General features: G+C 66.0%; 12 protein-coding genes. 4 read left to right on the forward strand and 8 right to left on the reverse strand.

Going from position 1 to position 15,977, the window contains the following annotated elements; all coding sequences use genetic code 11:
* Positions 1–63 precede the first annotated feature (63 nt).
* The 3 genes from leuA to IEY07_RS10900 are packed head-to-tail and all read left to right on the forward strand — an operon-like array spanning position 64 to position 4,075.
* Complete coding sequence (gene leuA / locus IEY07_RS10890; protein WP_229669974.1) at positions 64–1,746, forward strand: 2-isopropylmalate synthase; 1,683 nt, start codon at positions 64–66, stop codon at positions 1,744–1,746.
* Positions 1,743–2,888, forward strand: a complete 1,146-nt coding sequence (locus IEY07_RS10895; RefSeq protein ID WP_188895357.1) for a Gfo/Idh/MocA family protein — start codon at positions 1,743–1,745, stop codon at positions 2,886–2,888. The genes leuA and IEY07_RS10895 overlap by 4 nt, the downstream gene beginning before the upstream one ends.
* Positions 2,885–4,075 carry an MFS transporter gene (locus tag IEY07_RS10900; protein ID WP_229669950.1) on the forward strand — a complete coding sequence of 397 codons (1,191 nt, stop codon included), beginning with the start codon at positions 2,885–2,887 and terminating at the stop codon, positions 4,073–4,075. The genes IEY07_RS10895 and IEY07_RS10900 overlap by 4 nt, the downstream gene beginning before the upstream one ends.
* Positions 4,076–4,166: 91 nt before the next feature.
* On the opposite strand, the gene IEY07_RS10905 is transcribed toward IEY07_RS10900, so the two are convergent.
* From IEY07_RS10905 to IEY07_RS10940, 8 genes are all read right to left on the reverse strand, one after another.
* Positions 4,167–5,510, reverse strand: coding sequence for a Gfo/Idh/MocA family oxidoreductase (locus IEY07_RS10905; protein ID WP_229669951.1), 1,344 nt, complete (start codon positions 5,508–5,510; stop codon positions 4,167–4,169).
* A gap of 52 nt (positions 5,511–5,562) precedes the next feature.
* A complete protein-coding gene (locus tag IEY07_RS10910) occupies positions 5,563–6,372 on the reverse strand; it encodes a carbohydrate ABC transporter permease (RefSeq protein ID WP_229669952.1) in 810 nt (269 codons plus the stop codon).
* 100 nt (positions 6,373–6,472) lie between these two features.
* Positions 6,473–7,429, reverse strand: a complete 957-nt coding sequence (locus tag IEY07_RS10915; protein WP_188895359.1) for a carbohydrate ABC transporter permease — start codon at positions 7,427–7,429, stop codon at positions 6,473–6,475.
* Between the two features lie 27 nt (positions 7,430–7,456).
* On the reverse strand, positions 7,457–8,749 hold the full coding sequence (locus IEY07_RS10920; protein WP_188895360.1) for an ABC transporter substrate-binding protein: 1,293 nt from the start codon (positions 8,747–8,749) through the stop codon (positions 7,457–7,459).
* A 163-nt stretch (positions 8,750–8,912) separates the two neighbouring features.
* Entirely contained in the window at positions 8,913–10,526 is a 1,614-nt protein-coding gene (locus tag IEY07_RS10925) for a M1 family metallopeptidase (protein ID WP_188895361.1), read from the reverse strand.
* Positions 10,513–11,256, reverse strand: coding sequence for a DNA repair protein RecO (recO, locus tag IEY07_RS10930; RefSeq protein ID WP_188895451.1), 744 nt, complete (start codon positions 11,254–11,256; stop codon positions 10,513–10,515). Before recO ends, IEY07_RS10925 begins: the two co-directional genes overlap by 14 nt.
* A gap of 278 nt (positions 11,257–11,534) precedes the next feature.
* On the reverse strand, positions 11,535–12,251 hold the full coding sequence (locus IEY07_RS10935) for a polysaccharide deacetylase family protein (RefSeq protein ID WP_229669953.1): 717 nt from the start codon (positions 12,249–12,251) through the stop codon (positions 11,535–11,537).
* Positions 12,252–12,265: 14 nt separating this feature from the next.
* A complete protein-coding gene (locus IEY07_RS10940) occupies positions 12,266–13,216 on the reverse strand; it encodes a glycosyltransferase family 2 protein (protein ID WP_188895362.1) in 951 nt (316 codons plus the stop codon).
* Between the two features lie 657 nt (positions 13,217–13,873).
* On the opposite strand from IEY07_RS10940, the gene IEY07_RS10945 reads away from it, so the two are divergent.
* Entirely contained in the window at positions 13,874–15,973 is a 2,100-nt protein-coding gene (locus IEY07_RS10945; RefSeq protein ID WP_188895363.1) for a hypothetical protein, read from the forward strand.
* Positions 15,974–15,977: the final 4 nt, after the last annotated feature.

The following is a 15,977-nucleotide window of genomic DNA, read 5'->3' on the forward strand; positions in this document are numbered from 1 at the left end:
GACCGGATCGATGCCCGCACCTGGCGGACCGGACCGTCTATCACCACCCAGCAGCCGAGCCCGATGCCGTTCGGCCGCTACAAGGCCTTCACCCCTGTCGATCTGCCCGATCGCACCTGGCCTTCCAAGACCATCACCCAGGCGCCGCGCTGGCTGTCCACCGACCTCCGGGACGGCAACCAGGCGCTGATCGACCCGATGACGCCGGCCCGCAAGATGCGGATGTTCGAGCTCCTGGTCCAGATGGGTTATAAGGAGATCGAGGTCGGCTTCCCGTCGGCCAGCGAGACCGACTTCGCCTTCGTACGGCAGCTGATCGAGCAGGACCGGGTGCCGGAGGATGTCACGATCTCGGTGCTGACCCAGGCCCGCGAGGACCTGATCGAGCGGACCACGGAGTCGTTGATCGGGATCCACCACGGGACGATCCACCTCTACAACGCGCTCGCGCCGCTGTTCCGCCGGGTCGTCTTCCGCGCCAGCAAGGACGAGATCAAGGACATCGCGGTCCGTGGCACCGAACTGGTGATGAAATACTCCGAGGCCAACCTGGCCAAGACTGAGATCGGCTACGAATACAGTCCGGAGATCTTCACCAACACCGAGCTGCCGTTCTCGCTGGAGGTGTGCGAGGCGGTCAGCGACGTCTGGCAGCCGGAGGACGGGCGAGAGATCGTGCTCAACCTGCCGGCCACGGTCGAATCCGCAACACCGAATGTGTACGCCGACCAGATCGAGTGGTTCTGCCGGCAGCTGACCCGACGGTCGGTGACCACCGTCAGTCTGCACCCGCACAACGACCGGGGTACGGCCGTCGCCGCGACCGAGTTGGCCGTGATGGCCGGGGCCGACCGCGTCGAGGGCTGTCTCTTCGGACACGGTGAGCGCACGGGCAATGTCGATCTTGTGACGCTGGGGATGAATCTGTTCAGCCAGGGCATCGATCCCAAGATCGACTTCTCGAATCTGGACGAGATCCGTCGGACGGTCGAATACTGCACCAACCTGCCCGTGGCGCCACGCCATCCCTATGCCGGTGATCTTGTCTACACCGCCTTCTCCGGATCCCACCAGGACGCGATCAAGAAAGGCCTGGAGGATCTGGAGAAGAAGGCCAAGACTACGGGCGTCGGCCTGCACGAGATCGCCTGGGAGGCGCCGTACCTGCCGATCGATCCGTACGACGTCGGCCGCACCTACGAGGCCGTGATCCGGGTCAATTCCCAGTCCGGCAAGGGCGGTGTCGCCTACATCATGAAGAGCGAACACCAGCTCGACCTGCCGCGCCGGCTGCAGATCGAATTCTCCCGGGTGATCCAGAACCAGACCGACGAGGAGGGCGGCGAACTGTCACCGGCCCAGATCGGCGAGGCATTCACCCGCAACTACCTGACACTCACCGATCCACTCGACCTGGTCCGGGTCACCAACCGGTCCGGTGACGACGGCAAGGACCATCTCGAGGCGGTCGTTCGTGATCACGGGCGCGAGGTGACGATCACCGGAGAGGGCAACGGCCCGTTGTCGGCCTTCATCGATGCGATCGCCGGACTCGGATATCGTGTCCGTGTGCTCGACTACCACGAACACGCTCTCAGCCAGGGCGGCGACGCGCTCGCGGCCGCCTACGTCGAGTGCGAGATCGGCGAGGGCGAGGACTCCCAGGTGGTCTGGGGTGTCGGCCGGCACGCCAACATCGTGACCGCCTCGCTCAAGGCCGTTGCAGGAGCCGTGAACCGAGCGTGATCAGGGTCGGGCTGGCCGGCGGGGCCGGCTTCGGACGCGTGCACCGGGCCAATCTGGCCCGGCTGTCCGAGCTGGGTCGTACGCGGCTGGTCGGCATCGCCGATCCCGCCGGGCCGCCCGCTGATCTCGAACCGGGAGTACGTCACTTCCCGACGCTGACCGAGCTGCTGTCCGCCGAGCACCCGGACGTGGTGATCATCGCGACGCCGATCCACACCCATGCACCGCTGGCCGAGGAGGCGTTCCGGGCCGGCGCGCACGTCTACCTGGAGAAGCCGCCGGTCGCCTCGATGGCCGAATACGACCGATTGGCCGCGGTCGCCGCCGAGACCGGCCTCAGCTGCCAGATCGGCTTCCAGGCGCTCGGTTCACTGGCGCTGCCCCGGATCTCGGCGCTGGTCGCCGGCGGGGTGATCGGCGAGCCACAGCTGATCACCGGGCTCGGCGTCTGGTCCCGCGACCGGGCCTACTTCCAGCGGTCGCCGTGGAGCGGCCGGCGGAGGCTGGATGGCCACCAGGTCTCCGACGGCGTGGCCACCAATGCCCTGGCCCATGCGGTCGCTCAGGCACTGCGGATCGCCGGCATCGACACCCTTGATCAGATCCACGCTGTACGGACCGAGCTCTATCGCGCCAACCTGGACAACGAATCCGACGACACCACCTGGATCCGGGTGGACCGTCGCGACGCGCTGCCGGTCAGCGTCGCCCTCACCCTGTGCGGTCCCGGCAACGATCAGCCGCCGGTCGTGTCGGTGATCGGCAGCGAAGGACGCCTCGATCTGCAATACACCGTCGACGTGCTCACTGTTGATCATGACGGGAGCCGGCAGACGGACACCTTCGGGCGTATCGATCTCACCGAGAACCTGCTCGATCACCTGGCCGACGGCACGCCGCTGATCTCCGCGCTGGCCGGGCATGCGCCGTACATGGCCGTGCTGGAAGCGATCCAGGCCAGTGACCCGCTGCCGCTGACCGACGGTGTCGACATCCAGGGTGTCGGGCCGTCGGCGCGCCCCGTGATCAAGGACGTCGAGCACTGGGCACGCCGGGCGGCCGAAGGCGGGGAAGGATTCTTCGCCGCCGGCACGCCGTGGGCGGACCCGGTCGCGCTCGCCACCTGGTTCCCGCACCGGTGACCGACGAGCTCCTCGACCAGCGTGCCGTGGCACGCTGGCGGAACGCGATCATCGTCGCTTTCGCCCTCGGCGGGATCACGATGTCGACCTGGGGACCGCGGCTGCCGAGCCTTCGGGCCGACCTCGGCATCGACAACTCTTTCCTGGGGCTGATCCTCGGCGGGGTGACGATCGGGTCGATCGGCGGCCTGGTCTCGTCGGCGCTGATCGGCCGGCTCGGCGCCCGGATGGCGATCCGCTCGACGTTGTGGCTGGTCTCGGCCGGTGTTGCGACCATCGGTCTGGGCGCGGGGATGGCGCACAGCGTCTGGCTGACCACGCTCGGCTTCGTCGCTGTCGGTTTCGGGATCGGCGCGGTCGACGTGATGATCAACGTCGAGGGCTCGGCCGTCGAACGCGCGGCCGGGCGGACCCTGATGCCGTTGATGCACGCGGCCTGGTCGGCCGGCGTGATCATCGGGTCGGGGATCGGGGCGGCATCGGCCGGGCTGCACATCCCCTTCGACTGGCAGTTCGTCGGCGAGGCCGTCCTGGTGGCGATCGCTGCGACGATCGCGACCGGATTCATCCCGGTCGCAGCGCCCCAGGAGGGCGAGAAGGCTCCGATGGCCGACCGGATCCGGGCCTGGCTGCGCGGCTGGACCGATCTGCGGCTGCTGCTGATCGGACTGGTGATGCTCGGGGTCGAGCTGGGCGAGGGCTCGGCCAACAACTGGCTCACCCTGGGCGTCCGCGACGGTCACGGGCAGCCGGACGCGATCGCGGCGGCGTACTTCACCGTCTTCGCGATCGGCGAGACCGCCGCACGGGTCGGCGGCGGCCCGCTCGTCGACCGGATCGGCCGGGTGGTGGCGATTCGGGTGACCACCGCCGTCGGCGTGGTCGGGCTGCTGTTCTTCATCCTCGGCGGCCCGGCCTGGCTGGTGCTGATCGGCGTGGTGCTGTGGGCGGTCGGGGTGTCGATGGGTTTCCCGCTCGGGATGTCGGCCGCTGCCGACAGCGGGCCGAATCCGGCCGCCCGGGTCAGTGTGGTCGCCTCCATCGGTTATGTCGCCAACCTCGGCGGCCCGCCGGTCGTCGGCGCGCTGTCCGAACACGTCGGCCTGCTGAATGCGCTGTTCGTGATCATCATCCTGTTGATCGTCGGCTTCTTCTGCGCCGGCGCCCTCCGCCCGAGGGGTCACTAAATCCTCAATCTGTGCGGCGTGTCGTCAGCGGCTCGGACCTCGCCGCGACGACACGCCGCACAGATGAGTGATTAAGTGACCCCTCGCGGGGTTAGCGGGAGAGGTCGACGCCGAGGTCGAGGTCCTCCAGGCTGACCGGCTGACCGGTCCGCAGCGACTCGTTGCCCATCAGTCCGACCGAGATCGAGCGGAGACCGTCCTTCCAGTCCGACGGACGTTCCAGCCAGTCGTCGCCCCCTGCCTCAGTGATGTGACCCTGGAAGACGTCGTTGAGCAGCAGGGCGTCGCCGCCGCCGTGGCCGCCGGCGCCTTCGGGGATCGGCACCTCGACAGCGGGTTCCCAGTGGCGTTGCAGGGTGAGCCGCTGGCCGCCGTGCCGGCCGGCGTTCTCGGGCAGCGCGCTCGGGTCGACGATCACGTTTCCTTGATCATCGGTGAGCACCGCTGCGCGTTCGATCACCTCGAGTTCGGCACGGCCTTCGGTGCCGTTGACCGCGACCCGGTAGCCCTCCCACGGGGAGTGCGCGTTGAGGGAGTAGGAGAGTACCGGGCCACCGGCGTAGTCGACGACGAGCGCCAGGTTGTCCTCGGTGGTCACTCCGGCGGAGAAGACGTCCTGGTCGCGGTGGTAGCCGTCATACGACTCGTTGTCCAGGTAGAGCGCCTTGAGCGTGGGGTCGTTGCGGAGATCAAGTTCCCATGGTGTGTGGGGGCCGTCGTGCGTGCCGCGGTCGGGACGTGGCGCCAGGCCGCGGGCGTCGGCGTTCTGGTCGCCGTAGAACTTGACGCCGCCGCGGGCGTAGACCCGTTGGGGTACGTCGGCGATCCACCAATTGACCAGGTCGAAGTGGTGGGAGGCCTTGTGGATCAGCAGGCCGCCGGAGTTGGCCTTGTCGCGGTGCCAGCGGCGGAAGTAGTCGGCGCCGTGAGCGGTGTCCAGCACCCATTCGAAGGTGACCGAGAGGACCGTGCCGATCTTTCCGGACTTGATCAGCTCTTTGAGGGCGCTGTTGCGCGGTGAGTAGCGGTAGTTGTGGGTGACGACGATCTGTTTGCCGGTGCGCTGGACGGTCTCGATGATGCGGCGGGCGTAGTCGGGTCGCATGGTCAGCGGTTTCTCCACGACGACGTCGACGCCGGCCTCCATGGCGCGGACGATGTAGTCGGCGTGGGTGAAGTCCGGGGTGGTGATGATCACCCGGTCGGCGTGCTGGTCGGCGATCACGCGTTCCAGGTCGTCGCCCGAGCCGGTGACCACACCGCTGGTGTCCAAACCGGTCTGCTGTAGTCGGGCCAGGTGGTACTGCACCCGGCCCGGGTTGCGGTCCAACAGGCCCACTAGTTCGGCATCGCCGGCATGATCACCTGAGATTGCCCCCAGGTACATGTGCACCCGATGACCGGTTCCGACAACGACATAACGTCGCTTGGTCACAACATTCCTCTCAGTCGAGGTTCAGCCCTTCGACAAGCTCGGGATCTGTACGCTACTTGATCCCGGTGGTGGAGATGCCCTTGATCAGGTAGCGCTGGCCGAACAAGAACACCAGGAACACCGGCAGCAACGAGACGATCGACATGGCGAACATGGCGCCCCAGTCACTACCGCTGGTCGAGTCCAGGAAGGAGCGTAGCGCGACCGGTGTCGTGTACTTGTCGGGGGAGGTCAGATAGATCAGCGCGGTGAAGAAGTCGCCCCAGGTCCAGATGAAGGTGAAGATCACCGTCGTCGCGATCGCGGGGACCATCAGCGGCAGGACCACCCGGGTGAAGATGCCCCAGTGCCCGCAGCCGTCGATCCGGGCCGCCTCGTCCAGGTCCTTCGGGATGCCGCGGATGAACTGCACCATCAGGAAGACGAAGAAGGCGTCGGTGGCCAGGAACTTGGGCAGGATCAACGGGATGAAGGTGTTCACCCAGTCGAGGTTGTTGAAGATGATGTACTGCGGCACGACCACGACGTGGATCGGCAGCATGATCGACAGCAGCATGATCGCGAACCACAGCGTCCGGCCACGGAATCTCAGCCGCGCGAAGGCGTACGCCGCCAGCGAGCAGGATGCCACGTTGCCGAGGATCGCGCCCAGTACGACGATCCCGGAGTTGATCAGATACTGGCCGAACGGTGAGGTCAGCGCGTGCCAGCCGTGGGTGTAGTTGGCCAGCGTCGGATTGTGCAGCCAGAGTCCCGGCGTCCGGAAGATCGTGTTGGTCGGCCGGAACGAGCTGACCAGCATCCACAACAGCGGATAGATCATCAGCAGGCTGCAGCCGATCAGGATGAGGTGCTTGACCACCGACCAGACGGTCGAGCCCACCCCCCGGCGTCGGCGGCGGCCGATCCGATGGGGGTCGGGACCGGCCGGCCGGTCAGTGGTACGCGGTGTCGCGAGGGTGCTAGTCATCGTAGAAGACCCAGTACTTGGAGGCGAAGAAGTTGATCGCGGTGAAGGCGCCGATGATCACCAGCAGCACCCAGGCCATCGCCGAGGCGTAGCCCATCTGCAGGTTGGCGAAGCCGCGGTTGTAGAGATACAGCGTGTAGAACAGGGTCGAGTCCGACGGGCCGCCGGTCCCGCCGGAGACCACGAACGCCTGGGTGAAGGACTGGAACGCGCCGATGATCTGCAGCACAAGGTTGAAGAACACGATGGGGGAGAGCAGCGGCATCGTGATCTTGGAGAATCGAGCCCAGCGCCGGGCCCCGTCGACCGCCGCGGCCTCGTAGTACATGGTCGGGATCTGCCGCAGGCCGGCCAGGAAGATCACCATCGGTGACCCGAAGGTCCAGATATGCAGGATGATGATCGTGCCCAGGGCATAGCTCGGGTCGGACACCCAACCGGTGTGGGCATTGATGCCGACCAGCCGGAGCGCCTGGTTGATCAGCCCATCGGTGCCGAAGATCTGCCGCCACAGCACCGCGATCGCCACCGATCCGCCGAGCATCGACGGAAGATAGAAGATCGAACGGTAGAAGGACAGCCCCTTCATTCCCTTGTCGAGGGCAAGCGCGATGACCAGGGCCAGCGCCAGTTGCAGCGGGACCCCGACGAACACGTAGATGAAGGTGACCTTCAGCGACTGGTGCAGCCGGGTGTCATGCAGCATCTCGCGGAAGTTGGCCAGTCCCGCCCATTTGGGTGGCTGCAGCAGGTTGTAGTCGGTGAAGGACAAGTAGAGCGACGCGCACATCGGACCGATGGTGATCACCACCAGGCCGACGAGCCAGGGCAGCAGGAAGAGATAGCCCGCCTTGTTGTCACGGCCGTTCTCCTTGCGTTGCTGTTGTCTTTCGGCTGCGGTCTTCGCCCGCGTCCGCCGCAGTGAGGTCAGCTCCGAGATGGCGCTCATCGGCTCAGTGATCCCTTTGGTCAGTGCCTACTGCGCGCTCTTGATCGCAGCCTGCAACTCGCTGACGATCTTGGGCGCGGCAGTGGCGGGCTTGTCCTTGCCGAAGAGGATGTCGTTGGTGTGTCGCTGCATGATGTCGCCGATCTGGCTGCTGCCTGCTGGTGGTGCGGCCGGCGTCTTGCCGAGGCCGGGCTTGATGTCGTCCAGATAGGCGACGGCCGCCTTACCCGCTGCGGTGAGCTTGGACTCGATCGCCGTGACGATCTCGGTGTTGGCGGGTGTGCCGCGTTCGTCGAGGCAGATCTTGGCACAGGCGGTGTTGTTCACCCACCAGTTGATCAACTTGCCGACCGCTTCCGGATCCTTACTGCCCGCGTAGCCGGACCAGAGCATCGACGCCTTGTAGTAGCCGTTGAGCTTGGTCGCGTCACCGGCAACGGTCGGCGGCCGCAACATCTTCATCGTCGTCCCGGACGCCTCGTTCACGGCCTCCAACTGGTTGGACCAGTAGAGCGCAAAGCCCTGCTTGCCGGTGCCGAAGGCGGTCTGGTCGATCGACTTGCCGACCTCCTCGTTGATCGCCGAGGCGGTCGGCATGGCATGCGCGTTCATGAACCGGACCATGATGTCCAGGTATTGGGCCAGATCGTCGGCGGTGAAGGCGAGGCCGTCGGCGGTGTAGAGGTCCTTGCCGTTCTGGCGCAACCAGATCTGCAGCATGTTGTCGGTCGGAAAGGCGCACTGGGTGCCGGTCGTCCCGGTCGGACCCTTGGCCTGCAATTCGGTGGACAGGCTCAGATAGTCGTCCCAGGTCCATTTCGTGTCATCGGGCAGGTCGACCCCGGCCTTCTCGAAGAGTTCCGGGTTGACCAGGATGGTCAGCGAGTTGATGCCGGCGTTGATGCCGACGAGCTTGCCGTCGATCTTGCCGGAATCGACCGTGGCGGGTGCGAATTTCGAGGTGTCGACGCCGTACTGACTGAGGTCGAGCAGGGTGCCGTTCTTGGCGTACTGGCTGATGTAGGCCATGTCCATCTGGATGACGTCCGGTGCGTTCTTCCCCGCCACCTCGGTGGACAACTTGTCCCAGTAACTGTCCCATTCCCCGGGCTGCTGTTTGATCGTGACCTTCGGGTTGGCCTTCATATAGGCCTTGATCGCTTGGTCGGTCTCCCGGTTGCGGACGTCGTTGCCCCACCAGCCGAAGCTAAGGGTTGCCGATCCGTCCGACGAGCCGCCCCCGGAACAGGCGGCGAGACCGATGCTGGAGGCCGAAGCGGCGGCTGCCGCGCCTACCAAGAACTGACGTCTGTTGAACATTCCCATCGCTGCCTTCCACACTGAAAACGGCTTTCCGCAAGAGTATGCGCTTACCCACGAGGTACGTCAACTACCGATTGGAAGGTTTCAACAGGCGTTGCCGAGGCCTGCGCCAGGCGTCAGGGAGCCTAGAACCCGGCTGTAAATCGCTTTCCCAGTGGGATCAGGCGAGACCGTTGGCCTTGGTCTTGGCCGGTGCGGTCGGCCCGTAGATCCACGCTTGGAAGAACCCGGTCAGGTCCTGGTGGCTGATCCGTTCGGCCAGTTTCATCCAGTCCTCGAGGCTGTGTACGCCACCGCGCTGGGCCCACGTCCGCGCCAGTCGGAAGAACGCTTCGTCGCCGATCACCGTGCGCAGTGCCTGCAGCGTCATCGGGCCGCGGAGATAGACGGCATCGAAAAGATGATCACGGCCCGGATCGATCATGCTGATGTGCCAGAGCTCGGGAGTGTTCGCGTACTGATCGTAGGTCCGCTGCAGTTGCGATGCGGCGCTCCGCCCACCGGTCTTCTCGGCGTACCACCACTGGCTGAAGGACGCGTACGCCTCACTGATGAAGATGTCGTTCCACTGCTTGAGGGTGACGTGGTCGCCGAACCACATGTGCGCCAGCTCGTGGGCCAGCAGGCTGGAGGCGTTGCCGTGGGTCATGTCGCGGGCGTCGTAGACCGGCCTGGTCGCTGATTCGAGCCCGTCGTACCAGAGGTCATGTCCGGTCACCAGCCCGCCGATCGCGTCATAGGGATACGGGCCGTAGACGTTCTCCTCGGCGGAGATGATCTTGGGCGTCAGCTCCAGATTGGCGAATGCCTTCTTACGGTCGGCGGCCGAGAGGTTGTCCGAGACAGCGTAGACGTAGGGCCATCTGCCCGCGGTGCCTTGTTCGATCTCGTAGTGGCCGATCGACAGCAGCGACTGATAGGTGTCCAGGGTCTGCGGTGTGACCCAGTGCCAGGTGTCGAAGCTCTTCTCATGACCGGTGTCGCGGGACACCAGCCGCCCGTTGCTGATCACGTCCAGTCCGGCCGGGACGCGTACCGAGACGTCGTAGCTGGCCGGATCGGACGGATGATCATTGGCGGGATACCACCAGGCCGATCCCTCGGGCTCACCGGCCGCGGTGACCTCGTCGCCGGTGACGCTCCACGGCTCGACGTTGTCGATCCGGTGGTTCGCGGGATTGCCGCCGTAGGTGACGGTGACCGAGAACGCCTTGTGGGCACGGATCGCCCGCTGAGGAACGATCCTGACGTCGTAACTACCCTCGCGGTCGAAACGCGCGGGTCGTCCGTTCACGGTGATCTTGGTGACTGGTAGCACCAGGTCGACGTAGAAGGACAGCAGCTCGTGGTCGGAACGGGCATCGATCGTGGTGGTGCCGGACAGCTTCTGGGTCTTGGGCGCCCAGTTCAGGTTGATCGTGTACTTCCTGGCGTCGTACCCGCTGCTGCCGTAGTCCGGATAGTACGGGTCACCCACTCCCGGCCCGCCGCGATCGCTGCTGCCGGTGCTGACCGGTGGTCCCGGGTCGTGCGGCACGCTGTGATCCGGTGGCCGGCGCTGGTCCAGCCAGCGATCGACGACCGGCGTCAGCACCGGGACGATCGCAGTGCCGACGACCATGATCACCACCAGCGCGATGATCACGATCGTGGACGGCTGGATCCGCCTGCCCGGACCTGGAGGGACGACAGGATCGGATGGCGCGGGGGCGCCCGGCCGAGGCGGGCGCCCGAAGGTGCGCTGCGTCGGCTCGGGCGGCTCAGCGTTCGACATGGGCGAGGGACCTGAGATTGCGGTCCAGGTGCCAGACGGCGTACGCGGCCGTCAAGCTGCTGGCCTGCTTGATCACGAACGGTTCGGCGTCCCGGGTGGCCGGCCAGTCACCCTCGAGCAACGCCCCCAGCAGGGCGATCGTCTCGAGCGCGGGGCGCGCCGAGCCGGGCGGCCGGCAGTTCTCGCAGACCACGCCACCCAGTGCGGCGGCGAAGGCCTGATGCGGACCGACCGTTCCGCAGCGGGCGCACGGACCGAACGACGGTGCGTAGCCGGCAACCGCCAGCGAGCGCAGCAGATAGGAGTCCAGGATCATCGACGCCGGCCGCGGGCCGTCGGAGGTGGTGCCGCGCTCGAGCACCCGGAGCGCCCCGACCAGCAGGCGGTAGTGCTGCAGCGCCGGCTCACGCTCCTCGGCGACCAGCCGGTCGGCCATCTCCAGCATCGCCTCGCCCGCGGTGTAGCGGGGGTAGTCCTCGATCAGGCCCTGACCGAAGGCGTCCAGGCTGACCGTTTGGGTGACGACGTCGAGGGTGCGCCCGGTCGCCAGCTGGATGTCCACATGACTGAACGGCTCGAGCCGGGCACCGAATTTCGACGACGTACGCCGGACGCCCTTCGCGACGGCTCGGATCTTCCCGCGCTCCCGGGTGAGCATGGTGATGATCCGATCCGCTTCACCCAACTTGTGGGTCCGCAGCACAACTGCTGCATCGCGATAGGTCGGCACCCAGCCATTGTTCCTCATGGTGCCGAACCCAGCCCGGACCGGCGACCGTATGGTGCCCGTTCGGGTGTCCCGGACAGCTGCTGGGACTCGGAATGTCACCGGGACCCAAGGGGTCGACTAGGGCGTTAAGGGGTCGTCGGAATGTGGATGAACCTCGCACGACTGAACCAGGCCCTGATCGCGAACACACCGGAGGAACAGATGTAGCTCTGCGTTTGGCAGTCACGAAAGACCATCTCGCCGGAACGCTCTCGCGCCCCGTCGGGCGTCGCCGATGACTAATCGACCGGCGATGGTCCTACAAGCTTGTCAACGGTCACGAAATCGTATCCATCGTCACGGAGCCGATCGATGACCATACCGATCGCCTCAACGGTGTTGCCGCGGTATCCGCCACGGTCGTCGAAGCCGTCGTGGAAGATCAGGATGCCGCCGGGCTCGGCCCGCTGGACAGCGCCATCGGCGATCCGGTGGGCAGTTGGCTGCAGCACCTCCAGCGGGTGGCAGAAGCGCCCGGATACAACTTGGAGTCCGTAAGCACGCATGGCTGACAGCAGCATCGGGGTCCGGTACAGCCAGGGAGGCCGACAGTAGCGCGGCGTAGTGCCGGTTACGTCGGCGATGATGCGTTGGGTGCGAACGAGATCAGACAGGAAGCGGTTCGGTCGCAGGTAGTCGGCCGCGTGATGACGGTAGCTGTGGTTTCCGATCAGGTGCCCGGCCGCGGCCAATTCGGCACTGCGGTGGGGATGGCGCTCTATGCAGCGGCCCACCTGGAAGAACGTCGCGCGTACGCCCTTGTCGGCAAGCAGTTCAGCCAGGGCAGCGGTGTGCGGGTCATTGGGTCCGTCGTCGAATGTCAGCGCGACCACGCGTTGCTCGGCAGATCCGCGGTAGGGAAATGGCCCAACAGCCTGTGATGTTTCCGACAGCAACAGGCGGTAGCTCGACCCGAGACCCGCGCCGACGGCTATCGCGCCTGCGGCGACGGCCACGGTCGCCGATCTGCTCATCGACGTACCAGGTGGCGGACCGCGGAGTGGACATGATCGGCGACGCCCTCTGCCGCGGCTCGACTCGTGGGAGAGATGATCATCACGAAGGTCAGGATGGTGATCATCGCCGCTGCTGCCGCCAGGCGCATAGGCAGTTGGCCGGAGGGGGCGGTCGTCGATCGGGAAAGTCGTGTCGTCTGCACCGGGCGAAACTCCGGAGCCATCGGCAGCAGCGGGCGTCCGCTGATGCGGTTGATGAGATAGCCGAGCAGGTAGTAGTAGGCCAACGTGATCACGAGGTTGTACCAGACGCCGCGGTTCAGTCGGCGCGCTGACGTGTCGACGAACAGCGTCGGGTCGAACGCGACCCGGCCGGCCTTTCGCAGCCTGTGGAGCTGGTCGAGTTCGTCCCCGCCCTGCGTCAGATTCACGTCGTAGCCGCTCCAGGCGTCCCGGCGGAACGACAGATTGGCGGCGGACACGTACCAAACGCGACCGGTCAGCCGGTAACACAGGCCGACACCATTGAACAGCAGGAACGGGTACGCTCGCGCCCACCAGGCCGCTCCAGTGAATCTGCAGCCGCCGCCGACCGCCACCAAGCCCGGATCGCCCGCATAGTGTTGATCAATCCGGCGAAGCCAATCGGGCCGATGAACGGTGTCGGCGTCGGTGGACACGATGATCTCGCCGCGAGCCGCGAGAGTCCCGGTCTGGCGTGCCTGACACACACCGCGGCGAGGCTCGGTAACCACCCGAACACCGCCGGCTCGGGCGACCTCGGCCGTCTGATCGGTACTCCCGTTGTCGACCACGATCACTTCGTACGCTCCGGCGAAGTCCTGCTGGTCCAGGCCACGCAATGTCGCAGGAAGCAGAGCGACCTCGTTGCGGGCCGGAATGACAACTGAAAACCGGATCGACAGAGCGGCCCCACCCGGCACGCTCTCGGCATGAGTTGCCACTGATCATTTCCTATCGGCACTCGACTTGCAGGTCGGCGGCCATCACCTCTGCTTACAGAGGTGAAAATAGCGTCCTGGTTTCCGCCGCAGGCGAAGACACGCCCAGATACCGATTGCTGGAGTCGCCCGGAGTCTGCCGTCGTTCTGTGGTGGCAAGGTCGGGGCCGCCGAGGAGATCTGTGACAGAGGAGTCGGGCGCCTGGCCTGTCGTCCACCCGGCGGAGCGGTCGGTGTCGAGAGGGACTCCGGCAATTCGTGCCCATACAGGCCAGCCATCGACCGGCGATCGCGACCAGTTCAGGAGATAGTTGATCATCGGCGTCCGGAACGGCTCTGGTCAGCTTCGGTGGCTCTGGTACGGAGTTTGCATCGATCAACGTGGCGCAATCCTGCTGTCGCGTCACGCTCCACCGGACGGGCGCTGGGTTCTTCCGGGTGGCGGAGTGGAATACGGTGGATCTGGCGTCGATCCGCAGTGTGAACTGTCTGTACTTCGTCGACGTGGTCGGTGCTGAGCTGACGTTCGAGATTGATGGAAGCTTCGACCTGGCGGCCTGGATATCTGTGTCGGATGTGGCCGAACTTCCGCACAGTCGCTCGGCCGCGGCTCCTGGGCCAGCGGGCAGAAAATACCATGAAGCAAAGAGGGGTCAGGACATGAGTGGGGCGGGCATCGACCGTCGTGAGGTCGTGGGGCGCCATCGGGTCGTGCAACGGAGTCTGGATCCGCGGTCTCCGGTATCGGTAGGCAATGGGGAGTTCGCGTTCACGGCAGATCTCACCGGTCTGCAGAGCTTCCCGGAGCTGTATCCGGTGGCGCCGCAGAAGGATCATGATCGGCCGGGCACCTTGCTCGGCACCTATGCGCAGTGGGGCTGGCACGTCGAACCGGCGCATCCGTTGCCGTCACTGGCCGACTCACTCCGCCATTACGACTCACCGCACGGCCCGGTCGACTATGTGGATCTGAGTGCTGCCGTCGAACGTGGAGAGGGCCAGGGCGCCGAGTGGCTGCGGGGTAACCCACATCGGCTGCATCTCGGTCTGCTCGGGTTCGCCGATCATCGGGGATCGACTCCGAGGCCTCTCGAACTTGCCGATCTTCGCTGGGATGTGCAGGAGCTCGACCTGTGGTCGGGCCGCCTGCACAGCAGCTTCACCTGGTGCGGGACACCTGTGCGGGTCGAGACGATCTGCGACCCGGAGCTCGACCGGCTCGCGGTGACCATCGACAGCCAGGCACTGACCTCCGGTCTCGTGCTCCGCCTTCGGTTCCCGTACGGCAGTCAGCAGTGGCACGACGGCGCGGATTGGGCGCGCCCGGATGATCACACCACCATCCTTCGCGAGCGTGGACGGAGCCGCTGGCAGCTCGAGCGACGATTGGACGAGACCCGCTACGGCGTGATCATCGCGTCCGCAGAAGGCACTACCGTCCACGGTGGCGTACGACATGAGGTGATCATCAATGCCGTCGCGCCGCATGCCGAGCTGGTGATCGACTTCTCGCGGGACGCGTCGGCGGACGAGGGCAATCACGACGCAAGACCGGCGACGGAAGAGGTGAGCAGCCGGTCCGCGGCCGCATGGGGCTCCTTCTGGAGCAGCGGTGCCGCTCTTGATCTTGGGGCGGCCGGCGCGGAGCAGGCGGCCGAGGTGGAGCGGCGCGTCGTGCTGTCCCAGTACCTCACCAAGATCAACTGCTCCGGATCGACACCACCGGCCGAGACCGGCCTGGTCTGCAACTCGTGGGCTGGGAAGTTCCATCTGGAGATGACCTGGTGGCATACCTCCCACTTCGCCCTCTGGGGCCGACCCGAACTGCTGCGGCCAACACTGGACTGGTTCGCCGATGCCCTTCCCGCCGCCACGGACATCGCGCTTGCACAAGGTCTGCCGGGCGCGAGATGGCCCAAACACATCGGCCCGGATGCTCGCGAATCACCCAGCAATATCGGACCGTTCCTGATCTGGCAACAACCACATCCCATCTACCTCGCCGAGCTGCTGTATCGCGCGGTCCGTGGTCGCGAGATCCTGGAGCAGTTTGCCGAGATGATCTTCGCCACCGCGGCGTTCATGGCCGGATATGCTGCCGCGGACAACGGCAGCTATCGGCTCGGGCCACCGCTGATACCGGCCCAGGAGACGTACGCCGACCTGAAGGACCGTGTCGTCGATCCGACGTTCGAACTCGCGTACTGGGGGTGGGCACTCACGGCCGCCAACGCCTGGCGCCGACGGCTCGGACTGCCGGATGAGCCGCTCTGGTCCGAGGTGGCGCAAAAGCTGGCTCGACCGACGGTCCGATCGGGAACGTACGCAGCGATCGGGTGTGAACCCTGGACTGTCCGCACGGATCACCCCTCGATGCTGTGTGCATTGGGAATGCTCCCGATGACGCCCCTCGTCGATCGCGGCATCATGTCCGCCACTCTCGACGACGTCCTCTCCGACTGGGACTGGGAGACGACGTGGGGTTGGGACTATCCCGTCCTCGCCATGTGCGCAACGAGGCTCGGGCGTCCGGAGCAGGCAGTCGATGCGCTGCTCGCGCCCAGGGCCAAGAACACCTACCTGACCAACGGGCACAACCGGCAGACTCCGTCACTGCCCCTCTACCTGCCGGGGAATGGTGGCGTCCTCTCGGCTGTGGCCCTGATGGCGGGCGGCTGGGCCGGTGCCCCGGACGTCCCCACGCCGGGATTCCCTCGCCGGTGGGGCGTCCGGGCCGAAGGATTCGTCCCGGCGCCCTGAACTC

This window comes from Microlunatus endophyticus, from assembly GCF_014646195.1.
Classification (GTDB): Bacteria; Actinomycetota; Actinomycetes; order Propionibacteriales; family Propionibacteriaceae; genus Microlunatus; species Microlunatus endophyticus.

What these genes read in the sequence shown, in the direction of transcription:
- leuA (WP_229669974.1), top strand. Translation starts at nt 64, where the DNA reads ATGCCGTTCGGCCGCTACAAGGCCTTCACCCCTGTCGATCTGCCCGAT.
- IEY07_RS10915 (WP_188895359.1), bottom strand. Translation starts at nt 7,429, where the DNA reads ATGAGCGCCATCTCGGAGCTGACCTCACTGCGGCGGACGCGGGCGAAG.
- IEY07_RS10920 (WP_188895360.1), bottom strand. Translation starts at nt 8,749, where the DNA reads ATGTTCAACAGACGTCAGTTCTTGGTAGGCGCGGCAGCCGCCGCTTCG.
- IEY07_RS10925 (WP_188895361.1), bottom strand. Translation starts at nt 10,526, where the DNA reads ATGTCGAACGCTGAGCCGCCCGAGCCGACGCAGCGCACCTTCGGGCGC.
- IEY07_RS10945 (WP_188895363.1), top strand. Translation starts at nt 13,874, where the DNA reads ATGAGTGGGGCGGGCATCGACCGTCGTGAGGTCGTGGGGCGCCATCGG.